This window comes from Microbacterium sp. A20 (genome assembly GCF_004794515.1).
GTDB lineage: Bacteria > Actinomycetota > Actinomycetes > Actinomycetales > Microbacteriaceae > Microbacterium.
Genome location: NZ_SSDF01000053.1, coordinates 1 through 20,444 on the forward strand (window position 1 = coordinate 1; position 20,444 = coordinate 20,444).

General features: G+C 69.3%; 17 protein-coding genes. 9 read left to right on the forward strand and 8 right to left on the reverse strand.

Annotated features, from left to right (window positions below; genetic code table 11):
- Positions 1 to 178 precede the first annotated feature (178 nt).
- The 3 genes from DW298_RS03990 to DW298_RS04000 all read left to right on the forward strand — a co-directional run bounded on the left by DW298_RS03990 (position 179) and on the right by DW298_RS04000 (position 4,849).
- The gene (locus tag DW298_RS03990) at positions 179 to 1,162 is read left to right on the forward strand and encodes an aldo/keto reductase (RefSeq protein ID WP_136041185.1); all 984 of its coding nucleotides are present in this window, start codon (positions 179 to 181) and stop codon (positions 1,160 to 1,162) included.
- An 81-nt stretch (positions 1,163 to 1,243) separates the two neighbouring features.
- The gene (locus DW298_RS03995; protein ID WP_136041186.1) at positions 1,244 to 2,041 is read left to right on the forward strand and encodes a protein phosphatase 2C domain-containing protein; all 798 of its coding nucleotides are present in this window, start codon (positions 1,244 to 1,246) and stop codon (positions 2,039 to 2,041) included.
- Between the two features lie 57 nt (positions 2,042 to 2,098).
- Positions 2,099 to 4,849 (forward strand): FtsK/SpoIIIE domain-containing protein, encoded by a 2,751-nt coding sequence (locus DW298_RS04000; RefSeq protein WP_136041187.1) that lies wholly within the window; start codon positions 2,099 to 2,101, stop codon positions 4,847 to 4,849.
- Between the two features lie 38 nt (positions 4,850 to 4,887).
- Here DW298_RS04000 and DW298_RS04005 read toward each other — a convergent pair whose 3' ends face one another.
- The gene (locus tag DW298_RS04005; RefSeq protein ID WP_136041188.1) at positions 4,888 to 5,883 is read right to left on the reverse strand and encodes an asparaginase; all 996 of its coding nucleotides are present in this window, start codon (positions 5,881 to 5,883) and stop codon (positions 4,888 to 4,890) included.
- A 67-nt stretch (positions 5,884 to 5,950) separates the two neighbouring features.
- Here DW298_RS04005 and DW298_RS04010 point away from each other — a divergent pair, with 67 nt between their 5' ends.
- Positions 5,951 to 6,445, forward strand: coding sequence for an OsmC family protein (locus tag DW298_RS04010; RefSeq protein WP_205820250.1), 495 nt, complete (start codon positions 5,951 to 5,953; stop codon positions 6,443 to 6,445).
- An 18-nt stretch (positions 6,446 to 6,463) separates the two neighbouring features.
- On the opposite strand, the gene DW298_RS04015 is transcribed toward DW298_RS04010, so the two are convergent.
- Positions 6,464 to 7,264: a lysophospholipid acyltransferase family protein gene (locus DW298_RS04015; protein ID WP_136041189.1), complete on the reverse strand. Its 801-nt coding sequence runs from the start codon at positions 7,262 to 7,264 to the stop codon at positions 6,464 to 6,466.
- A gap of 123 nt (positions 7,265 to 7,387) precedes the next feature.
- On the opposite strand from DW298_RS04015, the gene DW298_RS04020 reads away from it, so the two are divergent.
- Both DW298_RS04020 and dxr read left to right on the forward strand, forming a co-directional pair.
- Positions 7,388 to 8,344 carry an FKBP-type peptidyl-prolyl cis-trans isomerase gene (locus tag DW298_RS04020; protein ID WP_136041190.1) on the forward strand — a complete coding sequence of 319 codons (957 nt, stop codon included), beginning with the start codon at positions 7,388 to 7,390 and terminating at the stop codon, positions 8,342 to 8,344.
- A 37-nt stretch (positions 8,345 to 8,381) separates the two neighbouring features.
- Positions 8,382 to 9,464, forward strand: a complete 1,083-nt coding sequence (gene dxr, locus DW298_RS04025; RefSeq protein WP_136041191.1) for a 1-deoxy-D-xylulose-5-phosphate reductoisomerase — start codon at positions 8,382 to 8,384, stop codon at positions 9,462 to 9,464.
- Positions 9,465 to 9,504: 40 nt separating this feature from the next.
- On the opposite strand, the gene DW298_RS04030 is transcribed toward dxr, so the two are convergent.
- The 3 genes from DW298_RS04030 to DW298_RS04040 form a co-directional block, all read right to left on the reverse strand.
- Positions 9,505 to 11,127, reverse strand: a complete 1,623-nt coding sequence (locus DW298_RS04030) for a UDP-N-acetylmuramoyl-L-alanyl-D-glutamate--2,6-diaminopimelate ligase (RefSeq protein ID WP_205820251.1) — start codon at positions 11,125 to 11,127, stop codon at positions 9,505 to 9,507.
- A gap of 95 nt (positions 11,128 to 11,222) precedes the next feature.
- Positions 11,223 to 11,903 carry a YcnI family protein gene (locus DW298_RS04035; RefSeq protein ID WP_136041192.1) on the reverse strand — a complete coding sequence of 227 codons (681 nt, stop codon included), beginning with the start codon at positions 11,901 to 11,903 and terminating at the stop codon, positions 11,223 to 11,225.
- A gap of 108 nt (positions 11,904 to 12,011) precedes the next feature.
- Positions 12,012 to 12,596, reverse strand: coding sequence for a hypothetical protein (locus DW298_RS04040; RefSeq protein ID WP_136041193.1), 585 nt, complete (start codon positions 12,594 to 12,596; stop codon positions 12,012 to 12,014).
- Positions 12,597 to 12,661: 65 nt separating this feature from the next.
- Here DW298_RS04040 and DW298_RS04045 point away from each other — a divergent pair, with 65 nt between their 5' ends.
- Positions 12,662 to 13,975, forward strand: a complete 1,314-nt coding sequence (locus tag DW298_RS04045; RefSeq protein WP_136041194.1) for a M50 family metallopeptidase — start codon at positions 12,662 to 12,664, stop codon at positions 13,973 to 13,975.
- Between the two features lie 34 nt (positions 13,976 to 14,009).
- Here DW298_RS04045 and DW298_RS04050 read toward each other — a convergent pair whose 3' ends face one another.
- Both DW298_RS04050 and DW298_RS04055 read right to left on the reverse strand, forming a co-directional pair.
- Entirely contained in the window at positions 14,010 to 15,893 is a 1,884-nt protein-coding gene (locus DW298_RS04050) for a chorismate-binding protein (RefSeq protein WP_136041195.1), read from the reverse strand.
- 171 nt (positions 15,894 to 16,064) lie between these two features.
- A complete protein-coding gene (locus tag DW298_RS04055) occupies positions 16,065 to 16,691 on the reverse strand; it encodes a pyroglutamyl-peptidase I (RefSeq protein WP_136041196.1) in 627 nt (208 codons plus the stop codon).
- A gap of 77 nt (positions 16,692 to 16,768) precedes the next feature.
- Between DW298_RS04055 and ispG the strand changes: the two genes are divergently transcribed.
- Both ispG and DW298_RS04065 read left to right on the forward strand, forming a co-directional pair.
- A complete protein-coding gene (gene ispG / locus DW298_RS04060) occupies positions 16,769 to 17,899 on the forward strand; it encodes a flavodoxin-dependent (E)-4-hydroxy-3-methylbut-2-enyl-diphosphate synthase (protein ID WP_136041210.1) in 1,131 nt (376 codons plus the stop codon).
- 99 nt (positions 17,900 to 17,998) lie between these two features.
- The gene (locus DW298_RS04065; protein ID WP_136041197.1) at positions 17,999 to 18,868 is read left to right on the forward strand and encodes a hypothetical protein; all 870 of its coding nucleotides are present in this window, start codon (positions 17,999 to 18,001) and stop codon (positions 18,866 to 18,868) included.
- 74 nt (positions 18,869 to 18,942) lie between these two features.
- Here DW298_RS04065 and DW298_RS04070 read toward each other — a convergent pair whose 3' ends face one another.
- A complete protein-coding gene (locus DW298_RS04070; RefSeq protein WP_136041198.1) occupies positions 18,943 to 20,358 on the reverse strand; it encodes an RNB domain-containing ribonuclease in 1,416 nt (471 codons plus the stop codon).
- Positions 20,359 to 20,444 lie beyond the last annotated feature (86 nt).

Sequence of the window (20,444 nt, forward strand, 5' to 3'; positions counted from 1 at the left end):
CACCGCCCACGGCACCGCCCGCGGCTCCGCCCGCTGCCCCGCCGGCTCCGCCGGCACCGCCGAGCGATCCCACTCAGCCTCCGGCGTGATCTTCTGACACAGAGCCCTCGATTTCGATCGGGGGCTCTGTGCTGTTCTGGCTGGTCGTCGCTCCGACGTGCCCGCTAACGTGGAGGACATGGTCTTGTCTCAGCGCCGAGTGGGCGCGTCCGGTCTTCTGGTGTCATCCACCGGCCTCGGCTGCAACAACTTCGGGCGAGCGGGGACGGTGACAGAGACCCTCTCCGGAACCCGCGAGGTGATCGATGCGGCACTCGCCAACGGCATCACGTTCTTCGACACCGCCGACATGTACGGCGCGGTGGCCGGCGCGAGCGAGACTCTGATGGGCGAGGCTCTCGAGGGGCGACGCGACCGCGTTGTGCTCGCCACGAAGTTCGGCCAGGAACGCGACATGGGCTACGAGTTCCCGGCGGCGCGTGGCTCTCGCCGCTACGTCCGGCGGGCGGTCGAGGAGTCGCTTCGGCGGCTCCGCACCGACTGGATCGACCTCTACCAGCTGCATCTGCCAGACCCGGAGACGCCGATCGCCGAGACGACAGATGCGCTCGACGAGCTCGTGCGCGAAGGCAAGATCCGCTACTACGGGCACTCGAACTTCACCGGATGGCAGATCGCCGAGGCGGAGTTCACATCCCGCGCGCGATCCTCGGGCAGGTTCATCTCCGCACAGAACCATTATTCGCTGCTCGCGCGCGCGGCCGAACGCGAAGTGTTGCCCGCCGTGGAGAGGTATGAACTGGGCTTCTTCCCGTACTTCCCGTTGCACAACGGACTCCTCACGGGCAAGTTCACGCGCGAGGGCGGGCCGGCGTCCAGCCGGATCATGTCCGCTCGTCGCCATGTCTGGGAGAACGCGCCATGGGAGGCCATCGACGCCTTCCGCGGCTTCTGCGACGAGCGTGGCATCACGATGTTGGAGGCGTCGTTCGGCTGGCTTCTCGCCCGGCCGGCCGTCTCCAGCGTGATCGCCGGCGCGACGACGCCGGAGCAGGTCGAAGCGAACGCCGCGGCGGGTGATTCGTGGCGTCCGAGCGCCGCAGACGAGAAGATCATCGACGAACTGTTCCCTCTGCCGGCCGACCCGGGCGCCCGAGTGTGATCGCAGTGTGGGGGAGTTCTACTACGATGTGTGAGTATCCTGCGGACGCCCGACCCGTCGCAGATCCATCGGAGGCAGCACGTGGCTGAGACGAAGACGCATCGCGTCACGGTTGCGCAGCGCCCGCTGCTTCTCTCCTGGGCGGGGGTCACCGATCTCGGTCGTCGCCGGGAGACCAACCAGGATGCGTTCCTGGCCGAGTTCCCGCTGTTCGTCGTCGCAGACGGCATGGGCGGTCACGCCGGTGGAGAGATCGCGAGTCGCAGCACGGTGGAGCGACTCCAGGCCGTGGTCTCCGCGGGGGACGTCAACGCTCCGGCCATCGAGCAGGCGCTCGAACGTGCGGTGAGCGACATCGCCGATCACCCCGACACGACCGACGAGGGCACCGGAACCACGCTCACCGGTGTCTTCTTCGTCGTCGACGGTGACGAAGCCCGGTGGGTGGCTCTGAACATCGGAGACTCCCGCGTCTACCTTCTTCGCGATGACCGACTCGTCCAGGTCACGACGGATCATTCCGTGGTGCAGGAGCTGATCACCGCGGGCAAGCTCAGCCCGGAAGAGGCCGAGGGGCACCCGTACAGCAACGTCATCACGAGGGCCGTGGGAGCGAGCGAGCTCACGGCGCCCGACTACGTCACGATCGATGTGCGTGCGGGCGACCGGTTCGTCATCTGCTCCGACGGGCTCACCAAAGAGCTCACAGACTATGGGATCCAGCACTTCCTCCGGGAGCACCACGATCCGAGCCGTAGCGTGGAGGCGATGCTCGCCGCCGCGCTGGAGAACGGCGGGCGTGACAACGTGACGCTCATCATCGTGCAGGTCGAAGACGAGGACGAGTCGTCCTCCCCAATCGAGGACACCGCAGAGTAGCCACTCGGCGCTGTGGACAGCGCCGTCGCGTCGGGGGAAATGCGATCCACTGGACGCATGGAACCCCTCCCGATCGTGCTCCCGACGGCTTCCGCACCCTCTCGTCGTGCGCCCGTACCGTTCATGGCGGCGATCGTCCCGGTGGCCGGAGGTGTGGTGCTGTGGCTGATCACCGGTTCGGTGTTCGCGCTGTGCTTCGCGGCCCTGGGGCCCTTGATGATGGTGGCATCGTTCGTCGACGCTGCTCGAAACCGGCGACGCGAACGTCGGCGTGACGCCGCACAGTCCGAGCAGGACTGGGCGACCGCCGAGGCCGAGCTCGAGCTCCGTCACCAGGAAGAGCGCGAGGGCCGGTGGCTGCGGCACCCTGACACGGCTGCGAGCCTCGCGCAGCCGCCTCTGCGTGGTGCACAGCCGCCGGACTCCCTGACATCGCTCGTGGTCGGCGCCGGGAGCTCGCCGAGCGCAATACGGTGCAGCGGAGGCGAAGACGGTCGCGGTCGGGAGTTCCGCGAGCGATGCGGAGTCCTCGAGGGCGCCCCGATCGTGGTGCCGTTGGGCGGAGGGGTGTGTCTTCGAGGTGCGCGGCCGATGATCATGGCCGCGGCACGCGCGCTCGTGCTGCAGCTGAGCCTTCGGTTCAGCGCAGCGCAGCTCTCCCTCGTCGGCACAGAGGTCCGCGATTGCGGGCTCGACGCCCTGCCGCACGCGCGGCGCGCACGCAGGGGCGGTTTCAGGGTCGGCATCGGTTCGGGCGCAGCGATCCGGATCGACGCAGATGCCCTGATCTGGCTGGCGCCCGCTGACGCCGAGGTCCCGGAGGGGATCACCACGGTGATCGACGTGGTGGAGCCGGGGCGGTCCCGCCTGCGCACTCCAGAGGGCACCGCTGCCATCGCGGTGGAGTGCGTCTCGCTCGAGCAGGCGTCTCTCATCGCCCGTGAGCACGCAGCGGCGGGCGTCGAGCTCGACGTGCTTCCGGACCTCGTCGCTCTGCACGAACTCGAGCAGCCGACGCCCGACCCGCAGCGCCTCGATGGTCTGGCCGCGGCGATCGGCCGGACCGAGCGGGGGCAGATGGTGGTCGACATCGTCGAGGACGGGCCGCATGCCATCGTCACCGGAACGACAGGCACGGGCAAGAGCGAGCTTCTGATCAGTTGGGTCACGGCCATCGCCGCGACCCACGGGCCGGACCGAGTGACATTCGTGCTCGCCGACTTCAAAGGGGGGACCGCATTCGAGCCGTTGCGGGAGCTGAGACAGGTCGCAGCGGTCATCACAGATCTCGATGAAGACGGTGCCCGGCGCGGAGTCTCCAGCCTCACTGCCGAGCTGCGGCGCAGAGAGGGTGTTCTCGCCGACGCAGGCGCGCGGGATGTTCGAGAGGTCGGGATGCCGCGGTTGGTCATCGTCGTCGACGAGTTCGCGGCACTGCTGGCGGAGCATCCCGACCTGGGGGCCGTCTTCACCGACGTCGCCGCCCGGGGCCGCGCGCTGGGCATGCATCTGATCCTCGGCACGCAGCGCGCGGCCGGCGTCGTACGGGACGCGCTGGCGGCCAACTGTCCGCTCCGTGTCAGTCTGCGGGTCGGCGACGCCGCAGACAGCAGGCTCATGATCGGGACGGACGCCGCGGCCGAGCTTCCCGGCGGCGCGCATTCGCGGGGCCTCGCACTCGTCCGTCGTCCCGCGGATTCCGAGCCCTCGGCGATGCGCAGCGCTCTGACGGGGCCCGCCGACCTGCGAGCGGTCGGGCAGCGCTGGGCGGCTGCGGGCGGGCCCCGCAGCCCCTGGCTCCCCGCGCTTCCCCGACGGATCGCCCTCGCCGATCTCGTCACGTCTACCAGCCTGGCTCCGGATGTGATCGTGCTCGGTCGTGCCGACGATCCGGAGCGCCAAGCCCAACCGCTCGAGCTCTTGCACTGCGGGCAGGATCGAGGAATCGTGCTGCTGGGCGCGCCGGGGTCGGGCCGCTCCACCGCGTTACGAGCACTGGCTGCGCAGCGCCCGGATGCGGTGTGCGTGCCGCACGACGCAGAGGCGGCGTGGGACCTCCTCGAGGGGTGGGCGATCGAGACAGGACGGATGCCGTCCCTGGTCCTCGGCGACGACATCGACGGGCTGCTCTCTACTCTGCCGCCGGAGTACGGTCAGCAGTGGGCGCAACGGTGGGAGCTGCTCGTTCGCGCCCGCGCTGACACGACCTTCGTGCTCACGGCGACCAGGGCAGCGGGGCCTCTGGGCCGGATGATCGACGCCCTGCCGCGACGAGCACTGCTCCGCCTGTCGAGCAGAGTGGAGCATCTCGCGGCCGGGGGAGAGGCATCGTCATTCATCCGCGACCGATCTCCCGGACGCGCCCGCATCGGCGATCGCGAGGTGCAGCTGGCATGGGTCCCCGAAGACACGGCAATCACACCTGCGGCCGATACGCATGCTCTCTGGGCACCGTCGTGCGCGACCACCGCCGTCGTGAGTACGGGAGCCGCTTCGGTCGCATCAACCCTGCGGGAGGCGCATCAGGAGTCCGAGGTGATCGTCGCCGGAGCGGAGCCGACACAACCGGGCCGTTCCTGCATCGTCGTGGGGGATGCGGAGGCGTGGCAGCGCAATTGGGCGTTGTGGCAGCGCATCCGCGGGGAGGGCGAAGTGCTGATCCGTGCCGAGCAGCCGTCCGATCTGCGGCAGCTCGCCGGTGTCAGGGAGCTGCCGCCGTATGCGCGCCCTCATGCGGGCAGAGCCTGGTCGCTGCGCGGAGCCGGAGCGCCGCGTCGTGTCATCCTTCGCGGCCTGTCTCCGCGATGAGCATCGAGATCGGCGCAGCGGGGGAAAGAGCGTGTGCGTCAGATTCCGGCGCCGGGCCGGATCGCACCGACGATCGAGCCGCCTCCCGAGATCGTGAGGGGGAGTGCGTCCGTCAGCGTCGCGACCTCCGCGCTGCTCAGGCCTCCTGCGCGCTCGAGGAGCGTCGCCGCCACGATGGTCGACGCACGCGTCGCACCGTCCAGCATCTTCAACGCGACCGTCGTGCCGTTCGGAGCGACCATCACCATGACGCCCTCGGCGCCGTGCTTGGTGAAGACCCCGAGCTTCTCGATCGCGATCGTGTCGGGCCGGCCGGGGCCCTCGATCGTCCAGGGGCTTTCCCGCACTGCCCGCACCAGCGAACCGGCGACGCGATGAAGGGCGAAAGGCGAGCGGTCGGATGCCGTGCCGATGCGGTGGATGCCCCGCGCCAGGGCGGTGAGGGTCATGGCGTGGACCGGCGCTCCGCACCCGTCGATCGCAGTGTGCGCGACCTTCTCGCCCGTGAGGCGCTCGACGACATCGCGGATGTGCACCTGAAGCGGATGCGACGGGTCGAGGTAGCCGTCGGTCGGCCAACCGGTCGCCACGCACGCGCGCAGCATCGCGGCATGCTTCCCGGAGCAGTTCATGCGCACTCGCGCAGGCTCGCCGTGCTCGCGGACGAGTTCATCGCGCGCGGCCGAGTCACTCGGCCATGACGCCGGGCACGCCAGGTCGTCCTCGGTCAGCCCACCTTCGGTGAGGATGTCGCGAACCACGGATGCGTGCCGGTCGGTACCGATATGGCTTGCCGTGGAGATCGCGAGCTGTTCGCCTTCGAGCACCGCACCCGCGGTGATGCAAGCCACTGCCTGCAGGGGCTTGAGGCTCGAGCGGGGCAGGATCAGCGCGTCGGTGTTGCCGTGGCGGGCGACGATGTCGCCGTCGGATGAGAGTACGATCGCTGCGCCGGCGTGACGGGATTCGACGAATCCGCTCCGTTCGACGACGGCGAGTTCCACGGAATCCTGAACGGTGAGAGTCTCCAGCACCCGTCAACTCTAGCGCCGGGCTGGCGATCGCTCACCTCGCGTCGGCGGCCCCTGGCAGACTGAGGACATGGCAGAGTCGACCCCCCGCATCCTCGGCGAACATCACTACGCGCTCACCTCGGTCTGGACCGGAAACACCGGCACGGGCACCTCGGGCTACCGGGACTACCGCCGCGAGGTGACCATCGAAGTCGACGGCAAGCCGGAGCTGCTCGCCTCGGCCGACAAGCCCTTCCGCGGCGATCCCTCGCGTTGGAATCCGGAAGACCTCCTGCTCGCGTCGCTCTCCGAGTGTCATCTGCTCTCGTACCTGCATGCCTGTGTGACAGCCGGTGTGGTCGTCGTCTCCTACCGCGACGAGGCGAGCGGGATGATGCGCGAAGACGGCAAGGGTGGCGGGTCGTTCGTCGAGGTGATGCTGCGCCCCGAGGTCGTCGTCGCGGACGCGTCGATGATCGAGGCGGCCGAGCGCGCCCACGCGCAGGCGAACGAATGGTGCTTCATCGCGAACTCGATGAACTTCCCCGTGCGCCACGAGGCGACGGTCAGCGCTGTCGAATGACTCGGGGCGCCGCAGGCGTCAGCGACGCTCGTGGGGCAGAGCCTGCTTGATCTTCTCGATCGTGCCCTGCGCGGGAGCCTCGTTGTACGCTCCTGCGAGTTCCTGACCGGAGAGGCCGTGGATCGCGGCCATGATCTCGTCGGTCGCGAGGCGACGCGCGCGCCCGCTGGTCGCCGGTCCGTGCGGTGACAGATCCAGCGGTTCGCCGAACCGGACCGTGATGCGCTCCTTGAGCGTCGGCACCTTCGCGCCGACGGGCATCACCTTGTCCGTCCCGATCAGCCCGACCGGCACGACGGGGGCGCCGGTCTGGAGCGCGAGGAACGCGACCCCGGTACGCCCCTTGTACAGGCGACCGTCCGTGGATCGTGTGCCCTCGGGGTAGAGCGCGACGGCGAGTCCCTCGTCGAGGAGCTGCCGCTGCAGGTCGAGAGCATCCAGGGCCGCTTGGCCCGCTCCCCGACGAACGGGGATGGCGCCGATCGACTCGAAGAAGGTCTTGCTCATCCAGCCCTGGAAACCGGTGCCCTCGAAATACGTGGACTTCGCGAGGAAGTGCACGGGTCGAGGAGCGGCGACGGGGATCGCGATCGAGTCGATGAAGGACAGATGGTTGCTGGCGAAGATGACGGGCCCGGTCAGCGGAACGTTCTCGCGACCCTCGATCTTCGGCCGGTACACGAGCCGGGCGAGCGGGGTGATGAGGCTGCGTCCGAGCGTGTAGGCGAACCCGGCGTGACGGGGCTTGGCAGTCTCATCTGACGACGAGGATTCCTCTTCTGACGAGGATTCGGGCTCGACGGACTGCTCAGAGGTCATCAGAGCAGGTTACTCCCGGATCCATGCCTGCGTGGGAATGAAGGGTTGCGCCGCGCCTCTCAGCGGGGGCAAAGGGGTATGCGGCAGGATGGAGGTTCCCACCCGCGATCCCGAGGTCTCACTGTGCGCAAGCGTCCGCTCATCGTTCTGTCCACCGTCGCCGCGGCGACCCTGCTGCTGGCGGGCTGCTCCGGCAGCTCCGCGCCGTCGAGCTCCGGCACGCCGAGCCCGACCGCTTCGAGTGAGTGCTTGCTGGATGCAAAGCCGGGTGAGACGTCCGACGCGGTCGTCGTCGAAGGAGAAGGCGTCGACGCGAAGGTCACCGTGCCTGCGGATGCGCCGTTCGCCGACGTCGAGCGAACGATCATCTCCGAAGGCGATGGTGACGAGGTCGTTGCGAACGACCTCGTGGGTGTGAAGTTCCAGATCGTCGACGCGGCGACGGGTGAGGTCGTGGACTCTTCGGCTCGCAGCGAGGGAGGAGAAGCCTCCGTCCTGCTCGACCAGAACAGTGCATCGCTGTTCATCGCCGCCCTCGAGTGCCAGCCTCTCGGCACGCAGGTGGTCCTCGCGCTTCCCGGAAAGGTCTTCGGCGAGGGTGGTACCGCCAAGGTCGTGTACGCCGAGGCTGTCGAGCAGCTCCCTGAGGTGGCGACCGGCAAGGACGTCGACCCGACCCCGGGCATGCCGACCGTCAAGCTCGATGACAACGGCAAGCCCTCCGTCAAGATCCCGGATGGGGATGCACCGACCGAGACGAAGGTCGCCGTCCTCAAGCAGGGCGATGGGGCCACAGTCGGCGCCGGTGACCTCGTGGTCGTCCAGTACCTCGGCGTCAAGTGGTCCGACGGCGAGGAGTTCGACTCCAGCTGGAGCCGCGACGCCGCGCCCTCCCAGTTCCAGACGACGGGTGTGGTCGCCGGTTTCCAGAAGGCGCTCGAAGGACAGAAGGTCGGCTCTCAGGTCGTCGTCGTCATGCCGCCGTCGGACGGCTACGGCGCCAGCGAGGGACACGAGCTCCAGAAGGAGAGCCTCGTCTTCGTCGTCGACATCCTCGCCACCACGCCCGTCCAGCAGTAGCCGCAGCGGAGTCGAGGACGTGTCCTAGGCTGGCGTCATGCGTCGCATCATCGTCCTCGGCTCCACCGGCTCCATCGGCACCCAGGCACTGGATGTGATCCGTGCCAATCCTCGTCGATTCGAGCTGGTCGGTCTCGCCGCCGGTTCCAATGCCGAGATGCTGGGGGAGCAGGCTGCGCAGTTCCAGGTCGAGGACACGGCGCTCGGCGCCGACGAGGCCGAGCAGCTCGTCCGAGACGTCGACGCCGATGTCGTGCTCAACGCGATCACGGGTTCGATCGGGCTCGGCTCGACGCTCGCGGCGCTGAAGGCAGGACGCACGCTCGCCCTGGCGAACAAAGAGTCTTTGATCGTCGGCGGGGATCTGGTGCTCGCCGCCGCCGCCCCCGGACAGATCGTCCCGGTGGACTCCGAGCATTCGGCGCTGGCGCAGGCCCTGCTCGCCGGCACTCACGCCGAGGTGCGCCGGCTCGTCGTCACGGCATCCGGCGGCCCGTTCCGAGGCCGTACCCGCGCAGAACTGAACGACGTGACCCCCGCCGAGGCCCTCGCGCACCCGACGTGGGACATGGGGCGCATGGTCACCACGAACTCGGCCACGCTCGTCAACAAGGGGCTCGAGGTCATCGAGGCGCACCTGCTGTTCGACGTCGCCTACGACGACATCGAGGTCGTCGTGCATCCGCAGTCCATCGTGCATTCGATGGTCGAGTTCATCGACGGGTCCACCATCGCCCAGGCGTCACCGCCCGACATGCGACTTCCGATCTCACTCGGACTGGACTGGCCGCACCGCGTCGGGGGCGTCGGACGACCGCTCGACTGGACCACGGCGTCGTCGTGGACCTTCGAACCGCTCGACGGCGAGGCCTTTCCATCGGTCGCGCTGGCGAAGGCCGTCGGTCGGGCCGGTGGCACCTTCCCCGCCGTCTACAACGCGGCGAACGAGCAGGCCGTCGATGCCTTCCACGAGGGCCGGCTGTCGTTCCTCGGCATCGTCGACACGATCGCGCGTGTCGTCGATGCTCATGACGCACCCGATGCGCTGACCGTCGAGACGCTCGCCGCGGCCGAAGCCTGGGCGCGCACGACCGCAGATCGGATGATCGCGGGGAGCTGAGCGGAACCCGGAGCAGCGTCTGCCGCCCCGGCTGACCGGATCAGTCCTCGTCGGGGTACGGGACGGGCCAGCGGGGTTCGGGAACCGGCCAGCCTGCGGCGCGGAGAGCCCTGCGGGCCAGCTCGCGCGCCGAGTAGGGCGTACGCACCCCGCGGATGTCGCGGTAGTCCTGGTGGCCGGGCCCCGCCCAGAGGATCGCGTCGCCGTCGCCCACGAGTCCGACCGCGGTGACGATCGCGTTCTCGGGCGGAGAAGCCTCGTGGATCTCGGCATCCGGTCTCGCCGTGCGCGCGCCTTCGATGAGGGTCGCGCGAATGGAGGCCGGATCTTCGAAGCGGGGGTGATGGTCGGTGACGACGAGGATGTCGCTTCCCTCGACGGCAGTGCGCGCCATGTCGAACCGCTTGCTCGCGTCACGGTCGCCGTCGGCGCCGAAGAGCATCAGCACCTTGCCCGGCGTCACGCGGCGCACCGCGGCGAGCGTCTTCTCGAACGCGTCGGGGGAGTGGCCGAAGTCGACGAACACCGCGGGGCCGTGCTCACCGGATACGAGCTGCGTGCGACCGGGAAGGTAGGCGCGGATGCCCTCATCGCGGGCGAGAGCGTCGACGATGCGCTGCCAGTCGTAGCCGCCCTCGAGCAGCATCACGATCGCGAGCGCGGCGTTCGCTGCCATGTGCGGACCGATCACCGGGACGGTGGTCGTGAGGGAGCCGGCGGGGCCGGTCATCGTGAAGGTCGTGCCTGCCGCACGTTCGTCGTCGATGACGACGACCCAGTCCGCGGCGTCCGCGGCCTCCGGGTCTGCGGCGATCGAGGGCGTCCCCACCGTGACGACGGGGATCTCGGCGCGCTCGACCACGACCGCTCCGGACGGCGAGTCGAGGCAGATGACGCCGCGCTTGGCGCGGTCCGGCCGGAAGAGCGGCAGCTTCGCTTCGAAGTACTCCTCCATGTCGGCGTAGTCGTCGAGGTGGTCGTGGCTGAGGTTGGTGAAGCCGGCGACGTCGAATCGGATGCCGTCGACACGGTGACGCGAGAGAGCCTGTGCGCTGACCTCGACGGCGACGGCTTCGACCTCGCGCTCCCGCATCAGCGCCAGCAGCGCGTGCATCTCGGAAGCCTCGGGCGTCGTCAGCCGCGAGACGATGACCTCGCCGGCGATGTGACGTTCAGCGGTCGAGGAGAGCCCGGTGACGACGCCGATCTGGTCGAGGATGCCCTCGAGCAGGTGCGAGACGCTGGTCTTCCCGTTCGTCCCCGTCGTCGCGAAGAGCAGCGGAAGCGGGTCATCCGCGCCGGTGCCGTACACCCAGGCGCTCAGGTCGCCGAGCACGGCGCGCGGATCGTCGACCACGAGGATCGGCAGTCCCGCCGCCTCGGCGATCGCGGCGCCGGGCTCGTCGGTGATGACGGCGACGGCGCCCTTCTCGGCAGCGGCGACGGCGAAGTCCGCCCCGTGCCGATTGACGCCCTGGATCGCGACGAACGCCTCACCCGGGCGGAGATCCGCCGTGGCGAGTGTGATGCCGGAGAGGGCGACCCCGTCGGTGTCACCGCGCACACTGCGGGCGAAACGGGAAGCGAGTTCGGACAGCTCACGCCGGGGCGGGTTCGCGGGGCGGAGCACGGGAGGCAGGCTCGGTTGTTGTTCAATCGACATGTCGGATCCATGATCTCATGGCGGCACGGTGAACACCTCTGCGGCACGACTCCTCGTGCGCCGCGGGGCAGCGCACGAGGAGTCGCACCCCGGCGTCAGGCGCGGCGACGGTAGGCGAGGACCGCGACGATCAGCGCCGCGATGCCGGCGACGAGTCCGCCCGCTCCGAGCGCGATCCCCAGCGGATCGGCCGAGGCCGGCGCCGCCGCGCTCTCCTCGGAGGAGTCGGCGGCGTCATGATCGCCGTGGCCTTCGGCCGCGGCCGCGGCGACGGAGACCACCGGCGCCGGCGCGTCCAGGCTGTGCGGGTCCTCACCGTTCTCGGCGAGCTGCGTCCACTCGGTCTTGCCGTCGACGCACTCCTGCACGACGGGGAACGCCAGCGTTTCGGGCGTGCTCTCGTCGAGGCCGACCGACATGCTCACCGCTCCGCGGAGGTCGTTCGGCACGGGGGTGAGTGCCGTGTAGGTCACGGCGCTCACGAGACCGTCGTCGCCGCGCTCGACCGCGATGCTCCAGTCGCCGTCCATCGTCGGCGCCACGGATGCGAGACCTTCCGGCATGGTGATGCGGAGCGCCGTGGTGGGGGAGTTCTCGCATCCGTGCGAGAACGAGAAGGTGAGCACGCCATGGTCGCCGGCGGCGAGTTCGTCGGGGCTGACCCCGACGTGCGCGCCTGCCATGGTCGGGACGGCCAGGGCGAGGATGACGCCGCCGAGGACGCCGGCGGTGGCGAGGGCGGGTCGGCGGGTGCGGGTACGGGTGGTACGGGACATGAAGGATCTCCTGATGCTCGAGCTGCGGGCGCGCGAAAGACGGCGTTTCCGCGAAGGGATTGTGCCGCGAAGAAGGCGGCGGATTCCGGTGCGACGGATCCGTCTGGATCAGTCGCGGATGAGCGCAGGAGGCCCGCGTCGAGGCACAGCGGCCAGGACGGCCGCATCGAACGATGGCAGGAGAGTCGAACGCAGACGCGGCGGCCGCGGGTGCTCTGCCGGGGCGACGGCAGCGGCACGCTGCAACATCGCCTCGACCCATCGCACGACGCTTCTCGCGAGCGCCTCGCCGTGCCAGACCAGCAGAGTGGTCAACGCGGCGGCGGCGACGTGCGCGAACAGCATCATCGTGGTGAGGGAGGTCTCGGCGGTCACCGGTCCGAGAACATCGAGGTCCAGGTGGTGAGCATGACCGACGTTGCCGACGGTGCCGGCCCCGGTCGGCGATCCCAGTGCCTGGAACAGCAGGTGGAACGCGCCCTGCGCGACGAAGACGGCGGCCGCGACGCGACCGCGGGACTGCCCCGTGCCCACGAGCAGTGCCGAGAGCGGTGTGAGCAGGGTCGCGACCGCGAGGATCAGCAGCGGATGCGGGGCGGCGCCGCCTCCGAACGTGTGCGAGAGCGCCGCGAGCAGCGTCGCGACGGAGGAGACGGCGGCGGCGCGGAGGAGTCGCAGCTGCCGGGCATTCACGCTTCCACCCTAGCCGCGCCCGCGTCGTCGGGCGGATTCCTAGCTGGGGGCAGTACCGTTGGCACGTGGAATTCCTGCTCTATCTGGGCGGCATCCTCTTCATGCTGATCGGCCTCGGTCTCTCGATCGGTCTGCACGAGGTCGGCCATCTCGTCCCCGCGAAGCTCTTCGGCGTGCGCGTCGGCCAGTACATGATCGGCTTCGGTCCGCGGCTGTGGTCGAAGCGGATCGGCGAGACGGAGTACGGATTCAAGATGCTGCCGCTGGGCGGCTTCATCTCGATGTCCGGCATGTACCCGCCCTCGAAGAGCACCGGCCCCGCCTCCGGGATGTTCCGATCGCTCATCCAGGACGCCCGGTCCGCGAACGACGAGACCATCGCCGAAGGTGCGGAGGACCGTGTCTTCTACCGCCTGCCGGTGTGGAAGCGCGTGATCGTGATGCTCGGTGGGCCGGTGATGAACCTGATCCTGGCGACCGTGATCTTCACCGTGCTCGTGTCCGGCATCGGCGTGCAGCAGGGGACCACGACCATCGCATCGGTGATCGAGTGCGTGGTCCCGGCCGGCTCGACCCAGACCGAGTGCACGCCGGAAGATCCGGTGTCGCCGGCGGCCGAGGCCGGCATCGAGCCGGGCGACGTGATCGTGTCGGTCGACGGCCAGCCCGTATCGAACTTCGCCGAGGCGACGGCGATCGTCCAGGCGGCTCCCGGCGAGACGCTCGACATGGTGGTGCTCCGCGACGGCGTCGAGGAGACCCTGAGCATCACGCCGATCGCTGCGGAGCGCACGATCACGGATGCGGCCGGCCAGCCCGTCCTCGACGACTCCGGCGAACCCGTGGTCAAGGAGGTCGGCTACGTCGGCATGGGTTCGCAGATGGGCTACGTGCAGCAGCCCCTGAGCGCAGGACCGCAGATGGCCGCCGAGAACGTCGCCAGAGTCGCCTCGCTGATCGTCACGCTGCCTGTGCGGCTCTGGGACATCGGTGTCTCCCTGGTCACGGGTGGCGAGCGCGACCCGAACGGACCGCTGAGCGTGGTCGGCGTCGGCCGGCTCGCCGGCGAGGTGGCGGCGACCGATGCGCCCATCCTCAACCGGTTCGCGATCCTGCTCGGGCTGCTGGGATCGCTGAACATCGCCCTCTTCGTGTTCAACCTGATCCCGCTTCTGCCGCTCGACGGCGGTCACATCGTCGTCGCCCTCTGGGACGGCATCAAGCGAGCCTGGGCGAAGCTCTTCCGTCGACCGCCGCCGGCACCCGTCGATGCCACGAAACTCGTGCCGCTGACAGTCGTGGTCGCGGTGTTGCTGATCGCGATGGGCGCGCTGCTCCTGATCGCCGATCTTTTCAACCCGGTGAATCTTCTCGGCTGACCCTGTCCGGGTCAGCCTGTGCCGTCGAGCGCGCTCAGGCGAGAGCGTGTGACACGAGGCGCTCGAGCGTCCGGATGCCGTCGCGCGACAGGATGGACTCGAGATGCCCCTGCACCGAAGCGAAGTGCGGGCCACGAAGGGCGTACACGTCGCCCGAGGACATGTCCGCCGAGATCTCAGCTGCTCCGACCGTCGTCGTCTCGGGGTCGACCCGTGCGGTGAACGTGTTGTAGAAGCCGATCGAGGCGTCTTCCCCGAACACCGGGACGGACTTCTGCAGGCCCTGGTGCGGGGCGTCGAGTGGAGTCAGCGCGATCCCGAGTCGATCGGCGAGGATCTGGTGGCTGAGGCACACGGCGAGCAGCGGTGAGCCCGCTTCGAGGCGACGGCCGACCACCTCGCGCATCCTCGCGATCCGGCCGTTCTCCTCGTCCCGGGGGTCCCCGGGGCCGGGACCCGCGACGACGAGGTCGGCGGCATCGAGGTCCGCATCCTGCACGTCGCTCCAGCCGGCGATCGTGACGGCCAGGCCGAGGTGACGGAGCTGATGGGCGAGCATGGTCGTGAACCGATCCTCCGCATCCACCACCAGGGCGGTGCGTCCGACGAACGGGCCGGTGAACTCCTCGCCCTGCGGGTTCAGCCAGAACTCGGCGAGCCGGGCATTGCGCGACGAGAGCAGGGCAGCGACCTGAGGATCGTCACCGAGGGCGCGCTCCTCTGCCGGAGCGTCGGCATCGCTGCGTGCCTCGGCCACCCGGTCGCGCTCGATGGCACCGATCGCGCCCAGCACGCCGGCCGCCTTTCCGTGGGTCTCGGACACCTCGCCCTGCGGATCGGAGTGCCGCACCAGAGTGGCACCGACAGGCACACTGAGCTGCCCGTCCTCGAGATACACGGTGCGGATCAGGATCGGCGCATCGAGGTCGTGGCCGCCATCGGCGTTCGGGGTGAACAGTGCCGCGACTCCCGAGTAGTATCCGCGCGCCTTTCGTTCGTGGCGTCGGATCACGGCGCAGGCGTTCTGCATCGGGGATCCGGTCACGGTCGGAGCGAACATCGTCTCGCGCAGGATGTCGCGCGGGTCGAGGGCGCTGCGTCCGCGCAGCATGTACTCGGTGTGCGTGAGCCGCGACATCTCCTTCAGGTGCGGACCGGTGATCCGCCCTCCGTCGGAGCAGACGGCACTCATCATCTTGAGCTCTTCGTCCACGACCATGAACAGTTCCTCGGTCTCCTTGGTGGAGGCGAGGAAGTCGATCAGCGTCTCTTTGGTGGCGCCGCCGGCCGGGTGGCGGAACGTCCCGGAGATCGGGTTCATCGTGACGATCCCCTCGCGGGCGACGACATGGGCCTCGGGGCTCGCGCCGACCGCGATGTGGCCGGGGGTGAAGACCGCGAACGTCCAGTAGGCGCCGCGCTCGTGCGTGAGCAGGGCACGGAACCAGGTCAGTGCGGCCGTCCGGTCGTCCACATCGATGTTCGCGGTGAAGTCGCGCCGGATGACGAAGTTCGCGCCCTCGCCTCGACCGATCTCCTCCGCGATGACCTTCTCGACGATCGCCGCATATTCCGCATCCGCGATGTCGAACCCGTCGTCGTGCAGTGGCACCGGATCCGCCGGGAGCCCGGCGAGGAGCTCCGTGGTCGGCAGGTGGAGGTGTTCGTCGACGACCACGCATCGGAGCGGAGCACCGTCGTCTTGGGCAACGAATCCGCGCTCCCGCACCTGGCGGTAGGGAACCAGCGCGAAGACCTCGCGCGGGGTGCCGTCGATGGCGAGCGGAATGTCGGCGAGCAGCTCGACATCCACCACGTCCCCGCTGAGCAGTTCGACGGTGTCTGCGCCGTCGCGGGCGATCAGCACGAAGGATGCCGCGGGGTCGGCACTGAGCTCGGCGAGTCGTGAGAGGGTCATCGATGTCTCCTGTGCAAGGCTCCGGCTCGGCGCAACGAAAAAACCGCCCGGGAGGCGGTCTGGATTCGTGGGAACGCGAACACACCGCCTAGAAGGCGGGCCACCAGGTGAAGTTCGCGAGCATGGGGCCGAAACTACCACATCGCCGGTGGCGGGTTCCGCGCGGTGACGTCACCAGATGCTTCCGCCGGGCTCCTCGACCTCGGCGTCGAGGGCGTGGTCGACGACGAGGCGCACCGCACGTGCCAACTCGTCGTCGGGGAGGTGCGGGGCATCCGCCGGGGCGGCGCTGGTCGACCACGGGAGGTGCACGAATCCTGCGACGGTGTTCGCCGAGACAGCCCCCAGCGCGGTGTAGAGGACGTGGTTGCACACGTAGGAACCCGCGGAAAGCGAGAGCTGCGCCGGCAGACCGTGTGAGGAGAGGATCTGGACCAGGCGCTTGACCGGAAGCGTCGCGAAGCGGGCGGCGGGACCATCGGGTTCGCAGGGTGCATCGAGGGGCTGCGCGCCGTCGTTGTCGGGAATGCGCGCGTCCATCAGGTTCACACCGATGCGCTCCACCGCGATCTGTCGACTCCCGCCGGCGAGCCCGGTGGCGACGACGGCGTCGGGGGAGTGCTGCGCGATCAGGGCCCGGAGGCGGCGTGCGGATGAAGCGAACGCGACGGGCAGCGTCGCGGCGATGAGCTCGTGCGGACCGTCGTAGTCGGCTACGACGGCGTCCACGGCATCGGCCGATGGGTTGCGGGCTGCGCCGCCGAAGGGCTCGAATCCGGTGAGGAGAAGGACCGCCATGAGTTCAGCGTACGGGCTTCCAGCCCTCATGCATCCGGGCGGCGTAGGCTTGGGGCGTGCCAGCAGTGAACCTCGGAATGCCGAAGATCCCCGAAGTCCTCGCCCCGCGTCGCAAGTCCCGCCAGATCAAGGTGGGCAAGGTGCTCGTGGGCGGCGACGCTCCCGTCAGCGTGCAGTCGATGACGACCACCAAGACGACAGACATCAACGGGACGCTGCAGCAGATCGCCGAGCTCACGGCGTCCGGCTGCGAGATCGTGCGTGTCGCGGTTCCTCACCAGGATGATGCCGACGCGCTGAAGATCATCGCGATGAAAAGTCAGATCCCGGTGATCGCCGACATCCACTTCCAGCCGCGCTACATCTACACCGCGATCGACGCCGGGTGCGGCGCGGTTCGCGTCAACCCGGGGAACATCCGCGAGTTCGATGGGAACGTCGGGAAGATCGCCGAGGCCGCGAAGGCCGCCGGCGTCTCGCTCCGCATCGGTGTGAACGCCGGGTCGCTGGATCGTCGCATCCTCGCGAAGCACGGCAAGGCGACTGCAGAAGCGCTCGTGGAGAGCGCCGTCTGGGAAGCGTCGCTGTTCGAGGAGCACGACTTCCACGACTTCAAGATCTCGGTCAAGCACAACGACCCGATCGTCATGGTGAAGGCCTACCGTCAGCTCGCAGAGCGCGGCGACTGGCCCCTGCACCTCGGCGTGACCGAGGCGGGGCCCGCCTTCCAGGGCACGATCAAGAGCGCGACGGCCTTCGGCATCCTGCTCGGCGAAGGTATCGGCGACACCATCCGCGTGTCCCTCTCGGCTCCTCCCGCCGAGGAGGTCAAGGTCGGGCACCAGATCCTGCAGTCGCTCAACCTGCGCGAGCGCAAGCTCGAGATCGTGTCGTGCCCGTCGTGCGGTCGCGCCCAGGTCGACGTGTACACGCTCGCGGAAGACGTCACGGAGGGGCTCAAGGACATGACCGTGCCGCTGCGCGTCGCTGTCATGGGATGCGTCGTCAACGGCCCCGGCGAGGCGCGCGAGGCGGACCTCGGCGTGGCGTCGGGCAACGGCAAGGGACAGATCTTCGTGAAGGGCGAGGTCATCAAGACCGTGCCGGAGGCGGACATCGTCGCGACCCTGATCGAAGAGGCGAACCGGATCGCCGCCGAGATGGGGCCCGAGGCACCGCTCGGCACCGCTCAGGTCGTCACGGTCTGACGGCAGCGGATTCCGCGCCGATCGCACTGTCGCGTGGAGGAGTCCGAGCTTTCTCCGCCTCCACGGGCGGACGCACCATCGTCGAATTCGAGGAGAGCCATGTCGACGCCCACCATCGTGTCCTTCGCAGGCGGCACCACCACCGGGGACGGCACGGTCACCCGGGTGGAGAACGGGCCCGACGGGACGGTCGTGGTCGTCGACGCGACGCCGTTCCACCCGGTCGACCACACCTGGCCCGATCAGCCGGGTGATGCCGGCACGATCGCCGCGGGAGACGAGTCGGTGACGGTCAGCGAGGCGCTGATGGCTGCGGTCTCCGATGAGGGCGAGTTCGCCGTCGGGCGCGACATCCCCGCCAAGCGCGGTGCCGAGGGGTGGACCTGGCTCGTCGCACACCGCATCGACGGCGCGGCTCCCGCGTGGCTGGCCGAAGGTGCTCGCGTACGGCTGACCGTCGACGGCGCGCGGCGCGAAGGACTCAGCCGCGGCCACACCGCCTGCCACCTCGCCTCGCTCGCTCTGGACCTCGCCGTCGCGGACCTGTGGCGGAAGGATCCGGGCGAGGATGCGCTCGGGAATCCTGACTTCGAGGGGCGCGCCAATCAGTCCAGCCGTATCCACGAAGGCGGCGCGGTGGATGAGTACCGTCTGGGCAAGAGCCTTCGCCGTGCGGGCTTCGACACCGAGACCTTCGCGGCGACCCTCGCCGACCGGGAGCAGCGGATCAACGCTCAGCTCGCCGAATGGATCGCCGCAGGCGCCACGAGTCGGATCGAGACGGAGGGGCCGACGATCGTGGACCGGCGACGCTGGCACTGCGCGCTCCCTGAAGGCGACGCCGTCATCCTGTGCGGCGGCACCCATGTCGAATCCTTGACCGAGTTCGCGGCCGTCTCCGTGGCACTCGACCTGAGTGACCCGCAGCTCCTCGTGATGACGACGAGCGCAGCCCCGGCAGTGTCATAGGCCCATCATCGAGCCGCCCCCGCGAGCGTGAGCGGTGACGGACCGCGACCTCCTCCGGGGCCGGAAACCACTTCTCAGACCGCGAACTCCACCTCGCCCGCGGCGATGTCAGCGCGCACGATGCTCAATCGCACGACACTTCCCGGCTTCGCGCCCGTCGGCAACGGTGCTGTGGCGGTGACGGCCGGGTCCGCGATCTGGACGAGCGCACGCTCGCCGCGCAGCTCGATCACGGTCGCGTCGATGGCCGTCCCCACCAACGGGGTGAGCAGGGCGGCCTCGACGCTGTTGATCGTCGCCGTGTTCAGGCGGGATGCGCGCTGAGCAGACTCCTGCATGAGGGCCGGGAGCTCCGACAGCGACTCCCGCGCCCACTCCGGGACCGCCTCGCCGTTCGACACCGCGAGGCAGATCGTGAGCACCCAACGGTCGACGAGCCGGCGCAGGGGAGCCGTCGCATGAGCATAGGGGGCGGCGATGGCCGCCTGTATGGCGTTTGATGGCGATTCGCCGTCGAACACCAGATACCCCGCACCGCGGAACAGCGACGCCGCGGCCTCGAGCACCGGAAGCGTCAAGGGGTCCGTGCGGTCGAGGGCACGAAGGTACTCGCCGTACGTGCCTGATACCCAGGGGCGCCCGAGCGCCTCGGTCTGAAGGCGGAACGCCGTGAAGGAGGCATCGTCCGGCTCGGGCATCGTGCGCAGGATGCCGACGCCGGCCCGAAGCATCAGAGATGCCGCGGCCATCCCCGTCATGAGGGAGAGCTGGGCGTTCCACTCCTCGACGGGGAGGGGGCTGCGGCGCTCGATCGCGTAGGCCCCGTCCGCGTCGCGGACGACCTCCTCGTCGGGGAGGTTGAGGCTCGCCCCGCCTCGCAGGCGCTCCTGTTCGAGGCGCAGCGACCCGATCTCCGGAAGCAGTGCCGCGGGGCCGTCTTCGCCGAGATCGAGTGATCGTTGTGTCGTCACGTAGTCGAGTTGCGCGCGCGAGCGGATGAGCGCACGTTCCAGCCGGAACTCCGTGACCACGCCGGCGGCGTCCAGTGAGAAGGTCCACACGAGTGCCGGTCTGTCGACGTCGGCGAGCAGGGAAGCCCGATCTTCGCTCAGTGTGGCCGGATGCAACGGGATCCTGCCGTCCGCGGCGTACAGCGTCTGGCCGCGTCGGCGGGCCTCGGCATCCACCGCTCCTCCCGGTCTCACGAACGCGGGGACGTCGGCGATCGCGTAGCGGACGATGTAGCCCGATCCGTCCCGCTCCAGGTAGAAGGCCTGATCGAGGTCACGCGAGCCCTCGGGGTCGAGAGTCGCGAACGGCACGTGTCGCAGGTCGAGCGCCGGTTCGGACGCTGTGGCGTCCTCGGCCTCGGCGAGCACTGCGGGAGGAAAATCTCCCGGCGTCTCCGCGCTCGCGCGCAGAGTGGCCAGCGCAGCAGCGAGTTCGGTCTGGGCGGCGGAGGGGGCGACGTGTGATCTGCGCTGCGGCATGGCTCCCACCCTAGGTGCGTCGACAGGGCTCTTCACCGCGAAGAGGGTGGCGCGTAACATGTTACCAAGCCACGATCCCGGGCGTG